General features: G+C 72.8%; 19 protein-coding genes. 14 read left to right on the top strand and 5 right to left on the bottom strand.

Annotated features, from left to right (window positions below; translation table 11 throughout):
• The first annotated feature begins 59 nt into the window (after positions 1–59).
• The 3 genes from AB0J87_RS27655 to AB0J87_RS27645 all read left to right on the top strand — a co-directional run bounded on the left by AB0J87_RS27655 (position 60) and on the right by AB0J87_RS27645 (position 2,326).
• A complete protein-coding gene (locus AB0J87_RS27655; protein WP_363969674.1) occupies positions 60–578 on the top strand; it encodes a hypothetical protein in 519 nt (172 codons plus the stop codon).
• A 41-nt stretch (positions 579–619) separates the two neighbouring features.
• Positions 620–1,609: an aldo/keto reductase gene (locus AB0J87_RS27650; RefSeq protein ID WP_363969672.1), complete on the top strand. Its 990-nt coding sequence runs from the start codon at positions 620–622 to the stop codon at positions 1,607–1,609.
• A gap of 69 nt (positions 1,610–1,678) precedes the next feature.
• Positions 1,679–2,326: a DedA family protein gene (locus tag AB0J87_RS27645; RefSeq protein ID WP_350731945.1), complete on the top strand. Its 648-nt coding sequence runs from the start codon at positions 1,679–1,681 to the stop codon at positions 2,324–2,326.
• Here AB0J87_RS27645 and AB0J87_RS27640 read toward each other — a convergent pair.
• On the bottom strand, positions 2,270–3,010 hold the full coding sequence (locus AB0J87_RS27640; RefSeq protein WP_192785521.1) for a GntR family transcriptional regulator: 741 nt from the start codon (positions 3,008–3,010) through the stop codon (positions 2,270–2,272). The two genes, AB0J87_RS27645 and AB0J87_RS27640, sit on opposite strands and share 57 nt — an antisense overlap.
• Before the next feature lie 104 nt (positions 3,011–3,114).
• Between AB0J87_RS27640 and AB0J87_RS27635 the strand changes: the two genes are divergently transcribed.
• On the top strand, positions 3,115–3,888 hold the full coding sequence (locus AB0J87_RS27635) for an inositol monophosphatase family protein (RefSeq protein WP_363969669.1): 774 nt from the start codon (positions 3,115–3,117) through the stop codon (positions 3,886–3,888).
• 5 nt (positions 3,889–3,893) lie between these two features.
• On the opposite strand, the gene AB0J87_RS27630 is transcribed toward AB0J87_RS27635, so the two are convergent.
• The 3 genes from AB0J87_RS27630 to AB0J87_RS27620 form a co-directional block, all read right to left on the bottom strand.
• A complete protein-coding gene (locus AB0J87_RS27630) occupies positions 3,894–4,598 on the bottom strand; it encodes an HAD family hydrolase (RefSeq protein WP_363969667.1) in 705 nt (234 codons plus the stop codon).
• 31 nt (positions 4,599–4,629) lie between these two features.
• Positions 4,630–5,355, bottom strand: a complete 726-nt coding sequence (locus AB0J87_RS27625; RefSeq protein ID WP_363969664.1) for a hypothetical protein — start codon at positions 5,353–5,355, stop codon at positions 4,630–4,632.
• A 124-nt stretch (positions 5,356–5,479) separates the two neighbouring features.
• The gene (locus AB0J87_RS27620) at positions 5,480–6,133 is read right to left on the bottom strand and encodes a GntR family transcriptional regulator (protein ID WP_363969662.1); all 654 of its coding nucleotides are present in this window, start codon (positions 6,131–6,133) and stop codon (positions 5,480–5,482) included.
• Between the two features lie 54 nt (positions 6,134–6,187).
• Between AB0J87_RS27620 and AB0J87_RS27615 the strand changes: the two genes are divergently transcribed.
• Both AB0J87_RS27615 and AB0J87_RS27610 read left to right on the top strand, forming a co-directional pair.
• Positions 6,188–7,375 carry a CoA transferase gene (locus AB0J87_RS27615; protein WP_363969660.1) on the top strand — a complete coding sequence of 396 codons (1,188 nt, stop codon included), beginning with the start codon at positions 6,188–6,190 and terminating at the stop codon, positions 7,373–7,375.
• Positions 7,372–8,196, top strand: coding sequence for a CoA ester lyase (locus tag AB0J87_RS27610; RefSeq protein ID WP_363969658.1), 825 nt, complete (start codon positions 7,372–7,374; stop codon positions 8,194–8,196). The genes AB0J87_RS27615 and AB0J87_RS27610 overlap by 4 nt, the downstream gene beginning before the upstream one ends.
• Here the strand turns inward: AB0J87_RS27610 and AB0J87_RS27605 are convergent.
• A complete protein-coding gene (locus AB0J87_RS27605) occupies positions 8,193–8,831 on the bottom strand; it encodes a TetR/AcrR family transcriptional regulator (RefSeq protein WP_363969656.1) in 639 nt (212 codons plus the stop codon). The two genes, AB0J87_RS27610 and AB0J87_RS27605, sit on opposite strands and share 4 nt — an antisense overlap.
• 118 nt (positions 8,832–8,949) lie before the next feature.
• On the opposite strand from AB0J87_RS27605, the gene AB0J87_RS27600 reads away from it, so the two are divergent.
• The 8 genes from AB0J87_RS27600 to AB0J87_RS27565 all read left to right on the top strand — a co-directional run bounded on the left by AB0J87_RS27600 (position 8,950) and on the right by AB0J87_RS27565 (position 17,778).
• A complete protein-coding gene (locus AB0J87_RS27600) occupies positions 8,950–9,933 on the top strand; it encodes a sugar ABC transporter substrate-binding protein (protein ID WP_363969654.1) in 984 nt (327 codons plus the stop codon).
• Entirely contained in the window at positions 9,930–10,961 is a 1,032-nt protein-coding gene (locus tag AB0J87_RS27595; RefSeq protein WP_350731959.1) for an ABC transporter permease, read from the top strand. The genes AB0J87_RS27600 and AB0J87_RS27595 overlap by 4 nt, the downstream gene beginning before the upstream one ends.
• Positions 10,958–11,713: an ATP-binding cassette domain-containing protein gene (locus AB0J87_RS27590; RefSeq protein WP_363969651.1), complete on the top strand. Its 756-nt coding sequence runs from the start codon at positions 10,958–10,960 to the stop codon at positions 11,711–11,713. Before AB0J87_RS27595 ends, AB0J87_RS27590 begins: the two co-directional genes overlap by 4 nt.
• 101 nt (positions 11,714–11,814) lie before the next feature.
• Complete coding sequence (locus tag AB0J87_RS27585) at positions 11,815–12,771, top strand: alpha/beta hydrolase (RefSeq protein WP_363970126.1); 957 nt, start codon at positions 11,815–11,817, stop codon at positions 12,769–12,771.
• Positions 12,772–12,939: 168 nt separating this feature from the next.
• On the top strand, positions 12,940–14,247 hold the full coding sequence (locus AB0J87_RS27580; RefSeq protein ID WP_355200918.1) for an MFS transporter: 1,308 nt from the start codon (positions 12,940–12,942) through the stop codon (positions 14,245–14,247).
• Positions 14,244–15,164 carry a hypothetical protein gene (locus tag AB0J87_RS27575; RefSeq protein WP_363969648.1) on the top strand — a complete coding sequence of 307 codons (921 nt, stop codon included), beginning with the start codon at positions 14,244–14,246 and terminating at the stop codon, positions 15,162–15,164. Before AB0J87_RS27580 ends, AB0J87_RS27575 begins: the two co-directional genes overlap by 4 nt.
• The gene (locus AB0J87_RS27570) at positions 15,161–16,219 is read left to right on the top strand and encodes a DUF917 domain-containing protein (RefSeq protein ID WP_363969647.1); all 1,059 of its coding nucleotides are present in this window, start codon (positions 15,161–15,163) and stop codon (positions 16,217–16,219) included. The genes AB0J87_RS27575 and AB0J87_RS27570 overlap by 4 nt, the downstream gene beginning before the upstream one ends.
• The gene (locus tag AB0J87_RS27565; RefSeq protein WP_363969645.1) at positions 16,216–17,778 is read left to right on the top strand and encodes a helix-turn-helix domain-containing protein; all 1,563 of its coding nucleotides are present in this window, start codon (positions 16,216–16,218) and stop codon (positions 17,776–17,778) included. Before AB0J87_RS27570 ends, AB0J87_RS27565 begins: the two co-directional genes overlap by 4 nt.
• The last annotated feature ends 66 nt before the right edge of the window (positions 17,779–17,844 follow it).

Below are 17,844 nucleotides of genomic sequence, written 5' to 3'. Positions count from 1 at the left end.
GTGCTGCACGTGGAGCGCGGCTCCTTCGGCCGGCCCCGCCCGGCAGTAGATTGTGCCGGGTGAGACGCGTGTCCGTGGTGGGGAACTCCGGGTCGGGGAAGTCGACGCTGGCGGCCGCGCTGGCCGGGCGGCTGGGGGTGCCGTGGCTGGAGCTCGACTCCGTCTTCCACATGGCGGGGTGGACGCCGCGCCCGCCGGAGGAGTTCCGGGCCGAGGTCGACGCGTTCACGGCGGGCGACGGGTGGGTGGTCGACGGCAACTACTCCGCCGTACGCGACCTGGTGTGGTCGCGGGCCGACACCGTGGTCTGGATCGACCTGCCCAGGCCGGCGGTCATGCGCCAGCTCCTGGTCAGGACGCTGCGCCGGATGGCCACCGGCGCCGAGCTGTGGAACGGCAACAGGGAATCCTTCCGCTTCCTCCTCGACAAGGACGAGTCGATCATCCGGTGGGCCTGGACGAAGCACGCCGTCTACCGGGAGCGCTACCGGCGGGCCGCCGCCGATCCCGCCAACGCCCACCTCACCTTCGTCCGTGTGGCCTCCCGGGCCGATGCCGAGCGGTTCGGGGTGGGCTGACAAAAATTGAAATCTGTCAGTCCAATGGGCATACTGGCCGTATGAGAACTCTGGGAACCGGCGGACCTGTCGTGTCCGACCTCGGGCTGGGCTGCATGGGAATGTCCGACTTCTACGGGCCGGCCGACACGTCCGAGTCCATCGCCACCATCCACGCCGCCCTCGACGCCGGCATCACGCTGCTCGACACCGGCGACTTCTACGGCATGGGCCACAACGAGCTCCTCATCCGCCAGGCGCTCGACGGCCGCTCGCGCGACGACGTGCGGATCAGCGTGAAGTTCGGGGCGCAGCGCGACTACGAGGGCAACTGGCTCGGCTTCGACGGCCGGCCCGCGGCCGTCAAGAGCTCGCTCGCCTACACCCTGCGCCGGCTCGGCACCGACCACGTGGACGTCTACCGGATCGCGCGGGTCGACCCGGCCGTGCCGATCGAGGAGACCGTCGGCGCCATCGCCGAGGAGGTCGCCAAGGGGCGCGTGCGGCACGTCGGGCTGTCGGAGGCCGGGGCCGAGACCATCCGGCGGGCCCACGCCGTCCACCCGATCGCCGACGTGCAGCTCGAATACTCGCTGCTGTCCAGGGGCATCGAGCGGGACATCCTGCCGGCCTGCCGCGAGCTGGGCGTCGGCGTGACCGCGTACGGGGTGCTGTCCAGGGGGCTGCTCAGCGGCCACTGGTCCAAGGACCGCGAGGTGGTCGCCGGCGACTTCCGCGCGGCCAGCCCGCGCTTCTCCGGCGACAACCTGGCGCACAACCTCACGCTGGTGGAGGCGCTGCGGAGCCTCGCCGAGGCCAAGGGGGCCACGGTCGCGCAGCTGGCCATCGCCTGGGTGCTGGCCCAGGGCCAGGAGATCGTCCCGCTCGTCGGGGCGCGGCGGCGCGAGCGGCTGGCCGAGGCCCTGGGCGCCCTGGACGTGAGCCTGACCGCCGAGGATCTGGCGGCCGTCGAGGCGGCGGTCCCCGAGGGCGCCGCCGCCGGCTCGCGGTACGCCGAGGCGCAGATGTCCATGCTGGACAGCGAACGCTGACCGTCCGGTGCGGAAGGAAGGTCTCGATCGCGGGTCTTGTGGTGATGTGACGGCGCTAGGGTTGCGCGCGTGCATATCGACGAATGGTTGCAGGCGATCCCGGCCGGCTGGCTTTACGCCATGGTCGCGCTGGTGATCGGGTTCGAGAGCCTCGGCATCCCGCTGCCCGGCGAGATCGTCCTGGTCAGCGCCTCGATCCTGGCCTCCAAGGGCGTGGTGCACCCCTTCTGGGTCGGTGCGTGCGCGAGCGCCGGGGCCATCCTGGGGGATTCCGCGGGCTACGCGATCGGGCGCAGGGGCGGCGCGCCCCTGTTCGAGCGGCTCGGGCGGCGCTTCCCGAAGCACTTCGGGCCCCGGCACATCGCCAAGGCCGAGGGGTATTTCCAGCGCTTCGGGGTGTGGGCGGTCTTCGTCGGGCGCTTCATCGCGCTGCTGCGCATCCTGGCCGGGCCGCTGGCGGGGGCGCTGCGCATGCCGTACTGGAAGTTCGCCGTCGCCAACGTGCTCGGCGGGATCGTGTGGGCGGGCGGCACCACCACGGTGATCTTCTATCTCGGGCTCGTCGCCGAGAAGTGGCTGAAGGGCTTTTCGTGGGTGGGGCTCGTGGTGGCCGTGGTGTTCGGGATCTGCACCACGCTCTACCTGAAGCGGCGGGCCGCCTCAGCGCTCGATGAGAGTGACCTCGAGGGAGTAGTGCGAGGCCCGGTAGACGTGTGAGCCGTGCTCGACGGCCCGGCCCTGGTCGTCGTACGTGGTGCGGATCATGGTCAGCAGCGGCGCGCCGCGGCGCTCGTCCAGGAGCCTGGCCTCGGCCTGGGTGGCGGCCCGCGCGCCGATCCGCTGGTTGGCGACCCGCATCCGCACGCCCGCGGCGCGCAGCAGCTCGTACAGGCCGCGGCTCTCCAAGTCGGCGGCGGTGAGCTGGGCCAGGCCGAGCGGCAGCCAGTTGTGCAGCACCGCCAGGGGCTCCCCGGCCGCGAACCTCAGGCGCTCGAGATAGAGGATCTCCGCGCCCGCCTCCACGCCCAGGATCTGGGCGACCTCCTCCTCGACCGGGCGCGGCTCCAGCGCCAGCACCTGCGTGGCCGGCTCCTGGCCCGCCCTGCGCAGGTCGTCGTAGAGGCTTGTCAGCTCCACCGAGCGCTTGACCTGCCCGTGGACGACCTGGGTGCCGACGCCGCGCTTGCGCACCAGCAGGCCCTTGTCCACGAGATACTGGATGGCCTGGCGGATCGTGGGCCGAGACAGGCCCAGCTTGTCGGCCAGCAGGATCTCGTTGTCCAGCCGGGAGCCGGGCGCCAGGTCCCCTCGCCGGATGGCCTCGGCGATCTGCTCGGCCACCTGGAAGTAGAGCGGCACGGGACTGGATCGGTCCAGGTCGATGGCGAGATTCGCGGTCATGCTGATCAGCTTAACGCAGGTCAGAATGTCCTGACAAACAACCGGGCCGGGCGAAATGGGCATAGAGGGTCATGATGCCCTTTTCCCCTGCTTCGGGAGTGAAGATGGACGTGACGTACCTGCTGGACATCGCCACCGAGGCGGCCAGAGCCGTCGGGCCCCGGCTGCGCAAGGCCTTCAGGTCCCGGCCCGAGGTGTCCACCAAACGCGACTTCCACGACCCGGTGACCGAGCACGACCGCGCCGCCGAGGAGACGATCCGCGCGGTCATCGCCGCCCGGGTGCCCGAGAGCGTGATCGTCGGCGAGGAGGGCGGCACGACCGGCTCCGGCGACCTCGTCTGGTACATCGATCCCATCGACGGCACCGCCAACTTCGCCGCCGGGCTGCCGTTCTTCTGCGTGTCGATCGCCGTCGCCGCGCGCGGCGAGCTGGTCGCCGGCGTCGTGTACGACCCCGTACGCGAGGACGAGTTCGGCGCCTCCACCGAGGGGGCCTGGTGCAACGGCACGCCGTTGAGGAGCGCCGGAGCCACGAGAGACCGGGAGGCGATGCTGCTGTCGAGCTATCCGACGCCCGCGGACCTGGAGGCGGACGGCGAGGAGGCGCTGCGCCGCTACGGCCGGTTCCTGGAGTCCTTCTCGGCCGTGCGCAAGCCGGGCAGCGCCGCGCTCAAGCTCGCGCACGTCGCCGCCGGCTGGTCGGACGCCGCCTACGGCACCCGCGCCCACCCCTGGGACGTGGCCGCGGGGGCGCTGCTGGTGCGCCAGGCGGGCGGCGTCTACCTCGGCGACCCGCTGGCACAGGGGACCTACCTGGCGCATGTGGGCGGCTTCGACCTGGACGGCTCGGTGCTGGCCGAGCTGGCGCCCCGGTGACGCCGCTAGCGAAGCAGCCGGGGGAGCTCGGTCAGTGAGGTGATGCGCGGGAAGCCGGCGGGTGGCGGCTCGACCCCGAGCCGGTCGAGCCAGACCGAGCGCATCCCGGTCGCCGCCGGCCCCGTCACGTCCTTGTCGACGTCGTCGCCCACCAGCAGCACCTGCTCCGGCGCCAGCCCGAGCGCCGCGGCGGCGCCGGTGTAGGAGGCGGGTGACGGCTTGAAGTGGCCGCCCAGCACCTCGCCCGTCAGCACCGGCCCGATCAGGTCGGCCAGCCCGATCGCGCGGACCTTCGCCTCCTGCATCTGCTGCGCCCCGTTCGTCAGCACCCCGAGCGCGAACCCGCCCAGCTCCGCCACCGCCCCCGCCGCGTCCGGGTAGGCGCTCCAGCCCTGCCGGTAGCGATCGCCGAAGTCGGCGTAGGCCGCGTCGAGGTCGCCGGGCACCGGCACGGCCAGCTCCCGGCAGAGCGAGGTCAGGCGGCGGTGCCGCTGCTCCTGATGGGTGCACTCGCCCGCGTGCCACATCGTCAGATACCGCACCTCCAGGACCTCCCAGAGCGCGGCCGCCTCGTCCAGGCGCGGGTGATCGGGGAAGCGCGCCGTCATCCATGCCGTGATCGCGGCGTCGGCGGCGCTGCGGTGGTCGAGCAGGGTGCCGTCCAGGTCGAACAGGACACCTTTCACGCCCGGCATGGGTCTGGCGGTCACGGCGTGGCTCCGGCTCCGGTGGTGGGTGCGGTCACGAGAGGGCCGCGGCGGCGATGCGGGCGGCCGTCTCCCGTGGAGGGTATCCGAGGGTGAGGCCGCGGACCGACAGCGGCGCCCGGGCGAAGCGGGCCTCGCCGTTCTCGCTGAGGATGTAGCGCAGCGCGGGGGAGTGGCCGCCGTGCGCCTCCAGCGCCGCCACCTCCGGCTCGGCCAGGTCGGGCGGCAGCGCGCCGCGATAGTCGGCGATCAGCGCGTCCAGGTCGAACAGCTGCGCGTAGCGCTCGGCCGTGCCCGCCACGACCCTGATCAGCCCGCCGACCGGCTCGGCGTGGTAGACGAGGCCGGTGCCGCCGCTCTTGGCGAACCAGCGCAGCGCCTCGGCCGCGGGCAGCGTGAACGCCCCGTACGGCTTGCGCCCGTACAGCAGGGCGTCGGCGATCCACCGGTCGCACCACAGCTCGTCGTGGTACGGCGAGGGGGAGCCCGGGTCAACGGCCAGCCCCTGGGCCAGCACCGGGTTCCAGGCCGAGACCAGCGGGCTGCTGAACCGCGGCATGCGCGGCCCGCTCCAGTGGCTGAGCGCGTAGCCGTACCAGATGGTGACGACCTCGACCTGCCGGTCGGGAAGGGGCCGCTCGTAGGCGCCGTTCATGATCTGGCCGCCGTCGGGGTGCCGCCAGGGGCCTGGGACGATGCCTGCGGCTGCGGGGACCGGAGGGGTCCGGTAGTCGGGATGCAGTGTCCACGCGTCCGCCACAGTCCCTGCCCCCTCGGGTGCCAGACCACCTGAGTGGCCATCGTGCAACAGGTGTAATCGAGTTGCAATAGAGCAGAGCCGAACGCTGATTTTTGTCATCGGCGGCCGTGACGTACGTATTCGGTCAGTGCTGTTGCCGGTAGTCCCCGGCCCGGCGCACGTGGTCGATCATGATGCGTTCCGCGGCCTCGGCGTCGCCGGCCGCCAGCGCGGCCAGGATGCCCTCGTGCGCGTCGAGCTGGGCCCGCACCTGGGCCTCGTCCAGCCACAGCGACGCGTCGGCGGGCACCGGGACGCTGTTGCGCACCGACCTGGCGTGCGCGCCCAGGAAGGCCGGGCCGCCGATGTCCACGATGCGCAGGTGGAATCGAACGCTCTGCTCCCCGAGCCGGTCGTGCCTGCCGTGCGCGGCGTCCTCGGCCATCGAGGCGTGCAGCTCGCGCAGCCCGGCCAGCTCCTCCGGGGTGATCCGGCCCGCCGCCAGGCGCGCGCCCAGGCCCTCGACCACCGCGCGCAGGCCGTAGTACTCGGCCAGGGCATCGTCGCCCAGGTCCACGACGGTCGCGCCGTGATGCGCCTCGTAGCTGATCAGCCGGTCCTTCTCCAGCCTGCGCAGTGCCTCGCGCACGGGGGTGACCGACACGCCCAGCCGGCGGGCCACCTCCCCGGCCCGCAGCGCCGTGCCGCCCGGGATCCGCGCGGTGCGGATCTCGTCGAGCAGCACGCTGTAGACGTACTCGGCCTTGCTCATCGGCGGCCGCGGCCCAGTAGGCGACATGTCACCATTTTCCGTAGATTGACCTATGACATATTTCTTATAAGTTACATACCTATGACGAGCCTCGCAGACCTTCGGGTCATCGACGCGGCGACCCTGTTCGCCGGTCCTTCCGCCGCGATGATGCTGGGCGACTTCGGCGCCGACGTGATCAAGATCGAGCACCCCCGGCGCGGTGACCCGTCGCGCGGGCACGGCGCGTCCGTGGACGGCGTGGGCCTGTGGTGGAAGACGCTCGCGCGCAACAAGCGCACGGCGGCCGTGGACCTGTCGCACCCCGACGGCCAGGGGATCCTGCGCCGCCTGGCCGAGCGGTCCGACGTGCTGATCGAGAACTTCCGCCCCGGCACCCTCGAACGCTGGAACCTCGCCCCCGAAGACCTGCTCGAGCTCAACCCGCGGCTGATCGTGGCGCGGATGACCGGGTTCGGGCAGTTCGGGCCGATGGCCAGGCAGCCGGGGTTCGGGACGCTGGCCGAGGCGATGAGCGGGTTCGCGGCCATGACCGGGCAGCCCGACGGGCCGCCCACGCTGCCGCCGCTGGCCCTCGCCGACGGCATCGCGGGCCTGGCCATGTCGTACGCGATCATGGTGGCCCTGCGCGCCAGGGAGCAGAGCGGGCGGGGGCAGGTCATCGACCTGGCGATCATCGAGCCGATCCTGGGCATCCTGGGGCCACAGATGACCGCGTACAAGGCGCTGGGCGTCGTGCCGCGCCGCACCGGCAACCGGTCCAGCAGCAACGCGCCGCGCAACACGTACCGGACCCGTGACGGGCGGTGGCTGGCCATCTCCACCAGCGCCCAGCCCGTCGCCGAGCGGGTGATTGCTCTGGTGGGGCGGCCCGACCTGGTGGAGCAGCCGTGGTTCGCCAGCGGCAGCGGGCGCGTGCAGCACGTGGACGAGCTGGACGAGGCCGTCGCGTCGTGGATCGCCGAGCGGGACGCCGACGAGGTCATCGCCCGCTTCGAGGAGGCGCAGGCCGCGATCGCGCCCATCTACGACGTCTCCGACATCGCCGAGGACCCGCAGTACGCGGCGCTGGAGACGTTCGTGGAGGTGCCGGACGAGGAGCTCGGCAAGGTCACCCTGCAGAACGTGCTGTTCCGCCTGTCGGACACGCCCGGAGAGATCCGCTGGCCGGGACGGCGGCTCGGGCGCGACACCGACGAGGTGCTCGCGGAGCTCGACTACACCGGCGAGGCGATCGCCGCCCTGCGCGAAGAGGGCGTGATCGCGTGATCGTCACCTGGCTGTACGTGCCCGGCGACCGGCCCGAGCGCTTCGACAAGGCCGTCGCCTCCGGGGCGGACGTCGTCATCATCGACCTCGAGGACGCGGTCGTGCCCGCCCGCAAGGACGAGGCCCGCGCCAACGCCGTCGCCTACCTGCGCGCCCGCCGCGGCGCCGAGGGGGAGGCGCGGGTGCACGTGCGGGTCAACGACCTGGCCACCGGGCGAGGGCTGGCCGACCTCGAGGCCGTCGGGGAGCTCGCCGACGCCGTGCGGCTGCCCAAGGTCGAGTCCGTGGCCGTGCTCGACGCGGTCACCGGCGCTCCGGCGTACGCGCTGCTGGAGTCGGCGGCCGGGATCGTCGCGGCGCGCGAGATCGCGGCGCACCCGAAGGTCGCCGGCGTGGCGCTCGGCGAGCAGGACCTGTCCGCCGAGCTGGCCATCACCGACGAGCGGGCCATGGACCACCTGCGGCTCCAGGTGGTGCTCGCCGCGGCGGCGGCCGGCCTGCCGCCGGTGCCCATGGCCGTCTACCCGAACGTCAAGGACGAGGCCGGCCTGCTGGCCTCCTGCCTGGCGGGCCGCGGGCTCGGCATGTTCGGCAGGACCGCCATCCACCCCCGCCAGATCCCCGTGATCAGGCGGGCGTTCCGCCCCTCGGAGGAGGAGGCGGCCAGGGCCGCAGAGATCGTCGAGGCGGCCGAGCAGGCCGAGCGCGCGGGCCTCGGCGCGGTCGCGCTACCCGACGGCCGCTTCGTGGACGCCCCCATCGTCGCCCGCGCCCGCCGCACCGTGGCGCTGGCCCGCCGCCTGGCCGACCCGGAGGGCTAGGAGGACGGGTACCAGCGCGTCGACAGCTCCTCGTCCACGGGGGGAGGGCCCGGCAGCTCCCGGTGCGCCGGCGGCATCCGCAGCGAGTCCATCACGAGCGCCAGGTAGCGGTGGCGCAACTGCGCGGTGCGCTCCTCGTCGCCGAGCTTGATCGAGGCCAGCTGCTCGAACAGCAGCGCGATGTCCGCCGTGGTCACGTCCGGCCGCAGCACGCCGGCCTCCACCGCGCGGCGGTGCGCCTCGGTGGCCAGGGACGAGGCCCGGAACGCGGCGCGGCCCAGCTCCTCGGTCGGCGTGAACGTGCCCGCCAGCTTGATCGTCAGGGAGTTGGTGTCGGCGTCCACGATGCCGCGCATGTACGCGGCGAACGCCTCCCACGGGTCGCCTTCCTGGGCCAGCGACCGCTCGGTCACCTCGCTGTACAGCTGGAGACCGTCGCCGCACAGCTTCTGCAGCAGCGCCTCCTTGCTGGGGTAACGGCGGTAGAGCGCGCTGATCCCGACGCCCGCCTTCTCGGCCACGGCCGCGATGGGGGCGCCGGGGTCGGCGGTGAAGACCGCCCGGGCCGCCTGCAGGATCAACTCGTCGTTGCGGGCGGCCTGCGCCTTGCGGCCGCTCATGGGTGCGCTCGTCATACCCGCCAGTATATCGGAACGTACGATTCCGTTCTAGTGTGAACAAGTCCGCATGTCTATACATAGAAATGATATTGAGGTAGAACCAGGGCGAGCCCGTTGGTCTTGGAGGTGTCCTATGAGACGTACCCCGATCGTGCTGGCCCTGCTGGGCGCGCTCGCCGTGAGCGGCTGCTCCTCCTCGGGAGGGCAGAGCGCGCAGAGCGCTTCCGCCGCGAGCTCCGCCGCAGCCCCGGCCGCCGCGAGCGCCAGCTTCGCCGTCATCACCCACGCAGGCGCCGGCGACTCCTTCTGGGACGTGGTCAAGAACGGCGCCGAGGCCGCGGGCAAACAGTACGGAGTGAAGGTCACCTACCAGGGTGACGGCGACCCCGCCAAACAGTCGCAGCTCATCGACCAGGCCGTCTCCGAGAAGGTGGACGGCATCGTGGTCTCCATGGCCAACCCCGACGCGCTCAAGGAGGCCATCGGCAAGGCCGTCGCGGCGAAGATCCCGGTGGTCACCATCAACTCGGGCGCCGACTCCTCCAAGGCGTTCGGCGCGATCACGCACGTCGGGCAGTCGGAGGACGTGGCCGGGCGCGGCGCGGGCGAGCAGCTCAAGGCCGCCGGCGTCACCAAGCTGCTGTGCGTCATCCACGAGGCCGGCAACGTCGGCCTCGACCAGCGCTGCAAGGGCGCCGAGCAGACGCTGGGCGGCACGGTCGAGCGGCTGCAGGTCGACGTGGGCAACCTGGCCGACGTCACCTCCAAGGTCACCGCCAAGCTCCAGTCGGACAAGCAGGTCAACGGCGTGCTCGCGCTCAACCCGGCCGTCGCGATCGCCGCCAGGGACGCCATCAAGGACTCGGGCTCGCCGGCCAAGCTGGCCACGTTCGACCTGTCGGGCGACGTGGTGAGCGCGATCAAGGACGGGGAGATCCTGTTCGCCGTGGACCAGCAGCAGTACCTGCAGGGCTACCTGCCGATCACGTTCCTCAACCTGTACAAGAACAACCTCAACACCGTCGGCGGCGGCCTGCCCGTCAACACCGGGCCGGGCTTCGTGACCAAGGACAACGCCGAGCAGGTGGCCAAGCTGGCCGAGGCGGGCACGCGATGACCCTGGCGGCCGACGAGCGGGTCGCCGACGTCGGTCTGGCCCGCCGGCTGCTGATCCGGCCCGAGCTGGGCGCGGTGGTCGGGCTGGTCGTGGTGTTCGTGTTCTTCGCCTCCCAGTCGCCGGTCTTCCGGTCCCTGGACGGCATCGCGAACTGGCTCGACCCGGCCGCCACGCTCGGCATCATGGCCGTCGCGGTCGCGCTGCTCATGATCGGCGGCGAGTTCGACCTGTCGGCCGGCGTGCTGACCGGCACGAGCGGGCTGATCCTGGTCACGCTGGCCACCCGCTACGGGTTCAGCGTGTGGGCGGCGATGCTCGTCGGGCTGGTCGTGGCGCTGGCCATCGGGTTGGCCAACGGCCTGGTCGTCACCAGGACCAGGCTGCCCAGCTTCATCGTCACGCTGGGCACGTTCCTCATGCTGCAGGGCCTCAACCTCGGCGTCACCAAGGCCATCACCGGGACGGTGCAGGTCAGCGGCCTGCGCCGGGCCCCCGGCTTCGAGGCCGCGAACGCGATCCTCGCCGGGACGATCCAGATCGGCGGGACCTCGTTCCGGGTGGCGATCCTGTGGTGGATCCTGGTGACCGCCGTGGCCACCTGGGTGCTCATGCGTTCCAAGGCCGGAAACTGGATCTTCGCGGTGGGCGGCAACGAGCAGGCCGCCCGCGCGGTCGGCGTGGCCGCCGCCCGTACGAAGATCGCCCTGTTCATGACGACGGCGTTCGCCGCCTGGCTGGTCGGCACGATCCTCGCGCTGCGCTACACCTCCGTGCAGGCCAACATCGGCATCGGGCAGGAGTTCATCTACATCATCGCCGCCGTCATCGGCGGCTGCCTGCTCACCGGCGGGTACGGCTCCGCGATCGGGGCCGCCATCGGCGCGGTCATCTTCGGCATGGCCGACAAGGGCATCGTGTTCCTGGGCTGGAACGCCGACTGGTTCAAGTTCTTCCTGGGAGCGATGCTGCTGCTGGCGACGCTGGCCAACCGCCTGGTCAGGCGGTACGCCGAGGAGGTGAAGCATTGATTCTGGAGACCCGGGGCATCGGCAAGACGTTCGGGTCGGTGCTGGCGCTGCGCGAGGTGTCGATGGGCGTGCGGGCCGGCGAGGTGACCTGCGTGCTCGGCGACAACGGCGCCGGCAAGTCCACGCTCATCAAGATCCTCGCCGGGGTGCACCAGCACGACGCCGGCTCGTTGCTGGTGGACGGCCAGGAGGTGCGCTTCGCCAGCCCCCGCGACGCGCTCGACCGCGGCATCGCGACCGTCTACCAGGACCTGGCGATGATCCCGCTCATGTCGGTCTGGCGGAACTTCTTCCTCGGCTCGGAGCCGAAGAAGGGCCTGGCCTTCGACGTGGCCAAGGCCAGGAAGGTCGCCCGCGAGGAGCTGCGGGCCATGGGCATCGACATCCGCGACGTGGACCAGCCGGTCGGCACGCTGTCCGGCGGCGAGCGGCAGTCGGTCGCCATCGCCAGGGCCGTCTACTTCGGCGCCCGCGTCCTCATCCTCGACGAGCCCACCTCCGCGCTGGGGGTCAAGCAGGCCGGGGTGGTGCTGCGGTACATCGCCAGGGCCCGCGACCGGGGGCTCGGCGTGGTCTTCATCACCCACAACCCCCACCACGCCTACCCGGTGGGCGACCGGTTCCTGCTGCTCAACCGGGGCGCCGGCGTGGGCGAGTACGGCAAGGCCGACATCACCACGCAGGAGCTGACCGCGCTCATGGCGGGCGGGGCGGAGCTGGAGGAGCTGGCGCACGAGCTGCAACGGGAGTGACCATTTTGGGGGGAATTTGACGATTTTGGGCGGTGGTCTGGAGATGCGAATAGGCACAAATCCCTCGGCGTGACATTCACCGGGGGGTCATCGTGACCACAATGATCAAGCGGGTCGTCCTGGAGCCGGCGGCGCAGGAGTTCGCGGACGCCACCGCCCGGCGCCCGTTCATCTACGAGCTGCCGCCCGAGGACGGTCGCGAGGCGCTGGAGCGGCTCCAGTCTGACCCGAACGTGCCCAGGCCGGAGATCGACGAGGAGTGGATCCAGGTCCAGGGCGGCCCGACCGGCCTGGTGCCGGTCCGGATCGTCAGGCCCAAGGGCGCCACGGGGACCATGCCGGTCATCTTCTACATCCACGGCGCGGGCTGGGTGTTCGGCTCCGCCCACACCCACGACCGGCTGGTGCGGGAGCTGTCCGTGCGCTGCGGCGCCGCCGTCGTCTTCCCGGAGTACGACCGCGCTCCCGAGGCGAAGTACCCCACGCAGATCCAGCAGAACTACGTCGCGGCCCGCTGGGTGTCGGAGCACGGCAAGGAGAAGGACCTGGACCCGGCTCGGATGGCGGTGTGCGGGGACTCGGTCGGCGGCAACATGGCGACCGTGCTGGCCATGATGGCCAGGAAGCTCAACTTCGTGCAGCTGCGCGGGCAGTGCCTGTTCTACCCGGTCACGGACGCGAGCTTCGACACCGAGTCCTACCGGCAGTTCGCCTCCGGCTACTACCTCAACCGCGACGGCATGAAGTGGTTCTGGGACCAGTACACCCCCGAGTCCTCCCAGCGGGGCGAGAGTCACGCCTCGCCGCTGCGGGCCCGGTCGGAGGAGCTTCGCGGCCTGCCCCCCGCGCTGATCATCACGGGCGAGGCGGACGTGCTGCGCGACGAGGGCGAGCTGTACGCGGCGCGGCTGCGCGAGCTGGGCAACGACGTGACGGCGGTGCGGATGGCCGGCATCGTGCACGACTTCGTCATGCTCGACAAGCTGCGCGACACGAACGCCTGCAAGGCGGCCATGACCCTGGCCACGACCATGCTGCGGCGGTGGATCGAGTCTTGATCTACGCGCCCGCGGCGGTTCCCCCGGGGCCCTTATTACGCCGCCCGCCCCTGACGCAGGGCGGGCCGCACAGATCGTGCGGCCCGCCAGTGCGGCATGCACAGGGCCGCCGGACGAGGGCGGCTTTATGGTGCGGCCATATTCAGCGCCCCCCTCCGAGGAGCTTCCATGACCGCCGTCGACTCCCGAACGATCCCCATCGGCGCGGCATTCGATCGGATGCCGTTCACCCGCAGGCACGTGCTCATCGCGCTCGCGCTGTTCATCGCGTTCGTCATCGAGTCGTGGGAGCAGCTCGCTCTCGTCTACGTCTCCGGCGACCTCGGCACCGCCTTCGGGATCGACGAGGCCGGGGTCGGCGTCGTGCTGTCGGCGGTCGCCTTCGGCATGATCCCCGGCGTGCTGGTGTGGGGGCCGGTGGCCGACCGCGTCGGTCGCAAGCCGGTCGCGTTCTGGTCGCTGCTGGCGTACGGGGTGATCGCGCTCGCCTCGGCGTTCGCGCCGAACATGACGGTGCTGGTGACGCTCCGGGTGGCCTCGGGGCTGGCGCTGGCCGGCGTCTACACGATCACCTTCCCCTACTTCCTGGAGCTGCTGCCGACCCGCTCGCGCGGGCGGGCGGCGGTCTACCTGTCGATCGGGTGGCCGATCGGCATGCTGGCCGCGATCGGGGCGTCGATGACGCTGGGCGGCCTGGGCTGGCACGTCGTGGTGATCGCCAGCGCGGCGGCGGGACTGTGGGCGTTCGCGATCCGGGCATGGGTGCCGGAGTCGCCGTACTGGCTGGCCGCCCGGGGCCGCCAGGAGGAGGCGCGCGCGGTGCTGCGCGCGCTGAACAGCCCCGACTCCGAAGCCACGTTCACCGTGGCGAGCGAGCGGGTGGGCCGGCCGCTCGACCTGTTCCGCGGCGGGCTCGCCCGGATCACCGTGGTCATGCTGCTGCTGAACTTCGTCTTCAACTGGGGCTACTGGGGCCTGCAGACGTGGCTGCCGACGCTGCTGCAGCAGAAGGGCCTGACGCTGTCGGCCTCGCTCGGCTTCGCGGCGCTGAGCGCGCTGATGATGATCCCCGGGTACGTGAGCGCCTCCCTGCTGACCGGCCGGTTCGGCCGCAAGAAGGTGTTCCTCGTCTACGTCGTGGCGGCGCTGCTGGGCGGCCTCTGGTTCGCCACCGCCTCCTCGACCACCGGCCTGTACCTCGGCAACTTCGTGCTGTCGTTCTTCAGCCTCGGCGCCTGGGGCGTCTGGAACACCTGGAACGGCGAGTTCTACCCGACCGCCCTGCGCGGCACCGGGTACTCGTGGGCCACGGCCGCGCAGCTCGTGGCCACCACGGTCGCGCCGTCGGCGGTGGGGGCGCTGCTGGCCCACGCCACCGGGTTCACCGCCACCATGCTGATCATCAACGCGTTCATGGTGGCCACGGCGCTGCTGGCCGTGCCGCTGCCGGAGACCGAAGGACGCGAGCTGGAGTGATCCTCGGCGTCGCCCTCGTACGGCCCTCGCCGGTGCTGGTGGCCGTCAGGGACGGCGCGCCCGAGTGGCCGGTGAGCCGCGCCGCCGCCCGCGCGGCGGCGCGGGCGTGCGTGGCCGTGGACCTGGGCGACGTGCCCACCGCGGCGGTGGCGGCGATCCGGGTGGGCGGGCCGTGCCCCGAGGCGCTGCGGCCGCGCGTCGGCTCCGGGACGGCCACGATCGTGCGCGGCGGCCACAGCCTCACCGGGCGCGTGCTGGCGCCGCTGGACACCGAGGCGGTCCGGCGCTTCGCCGCCACGTGCGGGCTGACCGACTTCGCGGTGACCGCGACCGGCTCTCCCATGCTGGCCGACCACGAGCTGGCCGTGGCCGCGATCATCGCGGCCGAGGTGCCGCAGGCGCGGATCACGCTGTCGTACGAGTTCGGCCATCCGGGGCTGCGCGAGCGCGAGCAGGTAACGATCCGCAACGCGGCGCTCGGCCCCGAGGCGGGGCGGATCGCCGACGAGGCGGCCCGGGAGCTGCCCGGGGTGCCGGTGTTCTTCGCCAGGTCGGGCGGCGGGCTGGTGTCGGCCCATTATTTCCGGCGCTACCCGCTGGCCTGCGACCTGGGCGGGACGGCGAGCCTGGCGCGCGGGCGGGTGGTGCTCCCCGGCGTCCCCGGCGAGGTGGCGGCGGCGTACGGGGCGGCGATCGGGCGGCCGGAGGCGCAGGTGGAGCGGATCGTGCAGGCGCGGGGGCGGGCGGAGCTGGACCGGGTGCTCCAGGACGCCAGGGACGAGGCGCTCACCCGCGTGGTCAGCGCGGGCGCCCTGCCCGGCTCGGCCAGGATCGCGGAGACGACCGTGAACCCGCTGTCGTACCTGCCGGACGGGCTCTACCGGGTGCGGGTGACGGCCGAGGGGACGATGCCATGAACCCGCCCATGAATCCGCGCGGGGCCGTGGTGATCGACGAGGACGGGCTCGCGCGGCTCTCGGCGGGGGCGAGGATGTTCGCGACCGGGGCGGCGGAGTCGGCGCACACTCTCACCCTCGACTGGGCGGGCTCGCTGATCGGGCCGGGCGTCGAACTGGTGGCGGCCGAGAAGCTGGCGCCGGACACGTTGTGCGTGGCGGTCAGCCTGGTCGGGTCCACGACCGCGCTGGGGGAGCAGCTGCCGACGGGTGACGAGCCCGCCCGTGCCGTGCGGGCGCTGGAGCGCAGGCTGGGGGAGCGGGCCGGGGCCGTGGTCGCGCTCAACCTGGCCGCCGAGAACGCCCTCGTCCCGCTCATCGCGGCGGCCCAGCTGGGGGTGCCGCTGGTGGACGGCGACGGCACGGGGCGGGTGTTCCCGCTGCTGGAGCAGACGACGTACGCGCTGGGCGGGATGAGCCCGGCGCCCCTGGCGCTGGCGGGCGGATCGGGCGAGCTGGTGCTGCTGGAGACGGCCGGTGACCGGGTGGAGGAGCTGATGCGCCCCGTCGTGCTGTCGGCCGGCGGGTGGGCGGTGGCGGCCTGCTACCCGATGGCGGCCGGCGACCTGGCGCGGGTGCTCGTGCCCGGGACGGTGAGCCTGCTGCTGCGGGCGGGCGAGCCCGGCGCGCCCCGCTCGACCGCGGCGCCGTTCGGCGTGCGGACCCTGTGCAGAGGACGGATCCTGACGGTGGAGGGCAGCACCGGGCACGGCGCCGACGTGTCGCTGCCGTCGCTGCCGTCGAGCATCGTGGTGCAGGAGACGGAGGGGCTGCGCCGGCTGGTACGGCTGGAGGCCCACAACGAGATCGTGCTCGCCCTGGCCGACGGGGCCGCGGTGGCGATGACGCCGGACCAGATCTGCATGATCTCCACGGCCGACGGGATGGTCGTGGACGTCGACAAGGCGGTGCCCGGCCTGGAGGTGGACGTCATGGTCGTGAAGGCCGCACCGGTGTGGCACACGGATCGGGGGCAGCGGCTGGGCGGGCTGCAGGCGTTCGGGATCCCGCTGTGACGGGGCCGCGGGCGGGGTGGGAGGCGCCGGTCACGGTGGCCGAGCTGGTAAACGCCGGGCCGCTGGCCGGGGCCAGGATGTACGGCTCGGGCGAGAACCCCGTGCACCAGGTGCGGATCGTGGACGAGCTGTCGGTGTTCGGGACGGTGGCGCCGCACACGGCGGTGGTCCTCATCGGGACGGCGGCCAGCGGCGGGTGGGCCGTCGAGATGGCCACCCGCCGGGCGTGGGAGCAGGCGGCGGCGTGCGTGATCGCGCCGGCGGGCGGGCTGAGCGAGGGTTCCGGCGAGGTGCTGGCGGAACGGCTCGGCGTCACGCTGATCTTCGTGGACGAGGATCCGCTCATCGTCGCGGTCCGGGTCGCCTCGGCCGCCGCCCGCCCGGAGGCGGCCCGCACCCAGCTCGTGGCCCGCTGCGCCACCCGCCTGGCCGAGGCCGGGCCCTCGGCCCGCCGCGTACTGGGCGTCCTGAACGCCGAGCTGCCCGGCACCTCGGTGACCCTCATCGACCGGTACGGCCGCCACCTGGCCGGAGCCCGCGCCGTCGATCGGCCGGGCATCGCTCGACTGAGCACGGAGGCCCAGGGCGCCGACGGCCGAGGGCCGGACCGCGACGGGCCGCCCGAAGGGGGTGCCCGGGTAGGTGGTGGGGTGGGGGCGCGGTGGTCGGCCGAGGTGGAGGTGCCCGATCTGGACGGCGGCGTGCTGGGCACGCTCGTGGCCGGCGGGTCGTCCCGGTCGCCCGGATGGCCCGCGGCCGTCCGTACCGTGCTGAGGCTGGCGGTGGCCCCGCTGACCGCCTGGGCCGCGCAGGAGCGGCTGCGCGCCTCCCGCGACTTCGCCCTGCGGCGCGCCCTCGCCGAACGCCTGCTCGCCGACGCCCAGCAGGAGCCCGGGGAGCCCGGGGAGCCGGAGGAGGGCGGGGCGAGGGCGGAGGCGATCGCGCTGGGCTGGCCCGTCGAGGGCGCGCTGACCGCCTACCAGGTCCGGCCGACGGCGGAGGCAGGCGACGCCGCGCCGGCCGGGACGCTCATCGCCGCGGCCGTGGGCCAGGTGCCCGTGCTGCCCCGCGGCGAGGGATGGGCGGGATGGTCGGCGCTGGACCCCGGCGAGCTGGCCGAACGCCTCAGCCGCTGCCTGCGGACGATGCCCTGGCCGTGCGCCGCCGGGGTCGGCGCGCAGGTGGAGGGCCTGCGGTCGGTCGAGGAGTCGCTGCTGGGAGCCGAGGCGGCGGCGTTCGTGGCGGGACCGGGCACCGTGGCGCGAGCGGATCGGATGGGCCCGGCCGAGCTGCTGGGCGCGCTGCCCACCGGCGTCCTGCGCACCCCGGCCACCGTCGTGCTGCGGCCGCTGCTGGCGGTCGACAAGGACGGCACGCTGCTGGAGACGCTGGCCGCGGTCCTGGACGAGGGCGGCGCCTTGAAGGCGGCAGAGCGGCTGGGCGTGCACCGCAACACGATCACGACCCGTCTGGAGCGCATCAAGGCCGCGGGCTTCGACCTGGACGACGCCGCCACCCGCCTGGCTCTGCAACTCGCCTGCCACGTCCTCCTCCGCTGAGCCCGCCTGCGGCCCTTCCGACGGGCGCGCCGACCGGGCGGGATGCACTGGCGGGGGCCTCCTCCT

The organism is Nonomuraea sp. NPDC049625, assembly GCF_040675285.1.
GTDB lineage: Bacteria > Actinomycetota > Actinomycetes > Streptosporangiales > Streptosporangiaceae > Nonomuraea > Nonomuraea angiospora_A.
The sequence above is the reverse complement of the archived record's forward strand: the minus strand, read 5'-3'. Positions and strand labels throughout refer to the sequence as shown.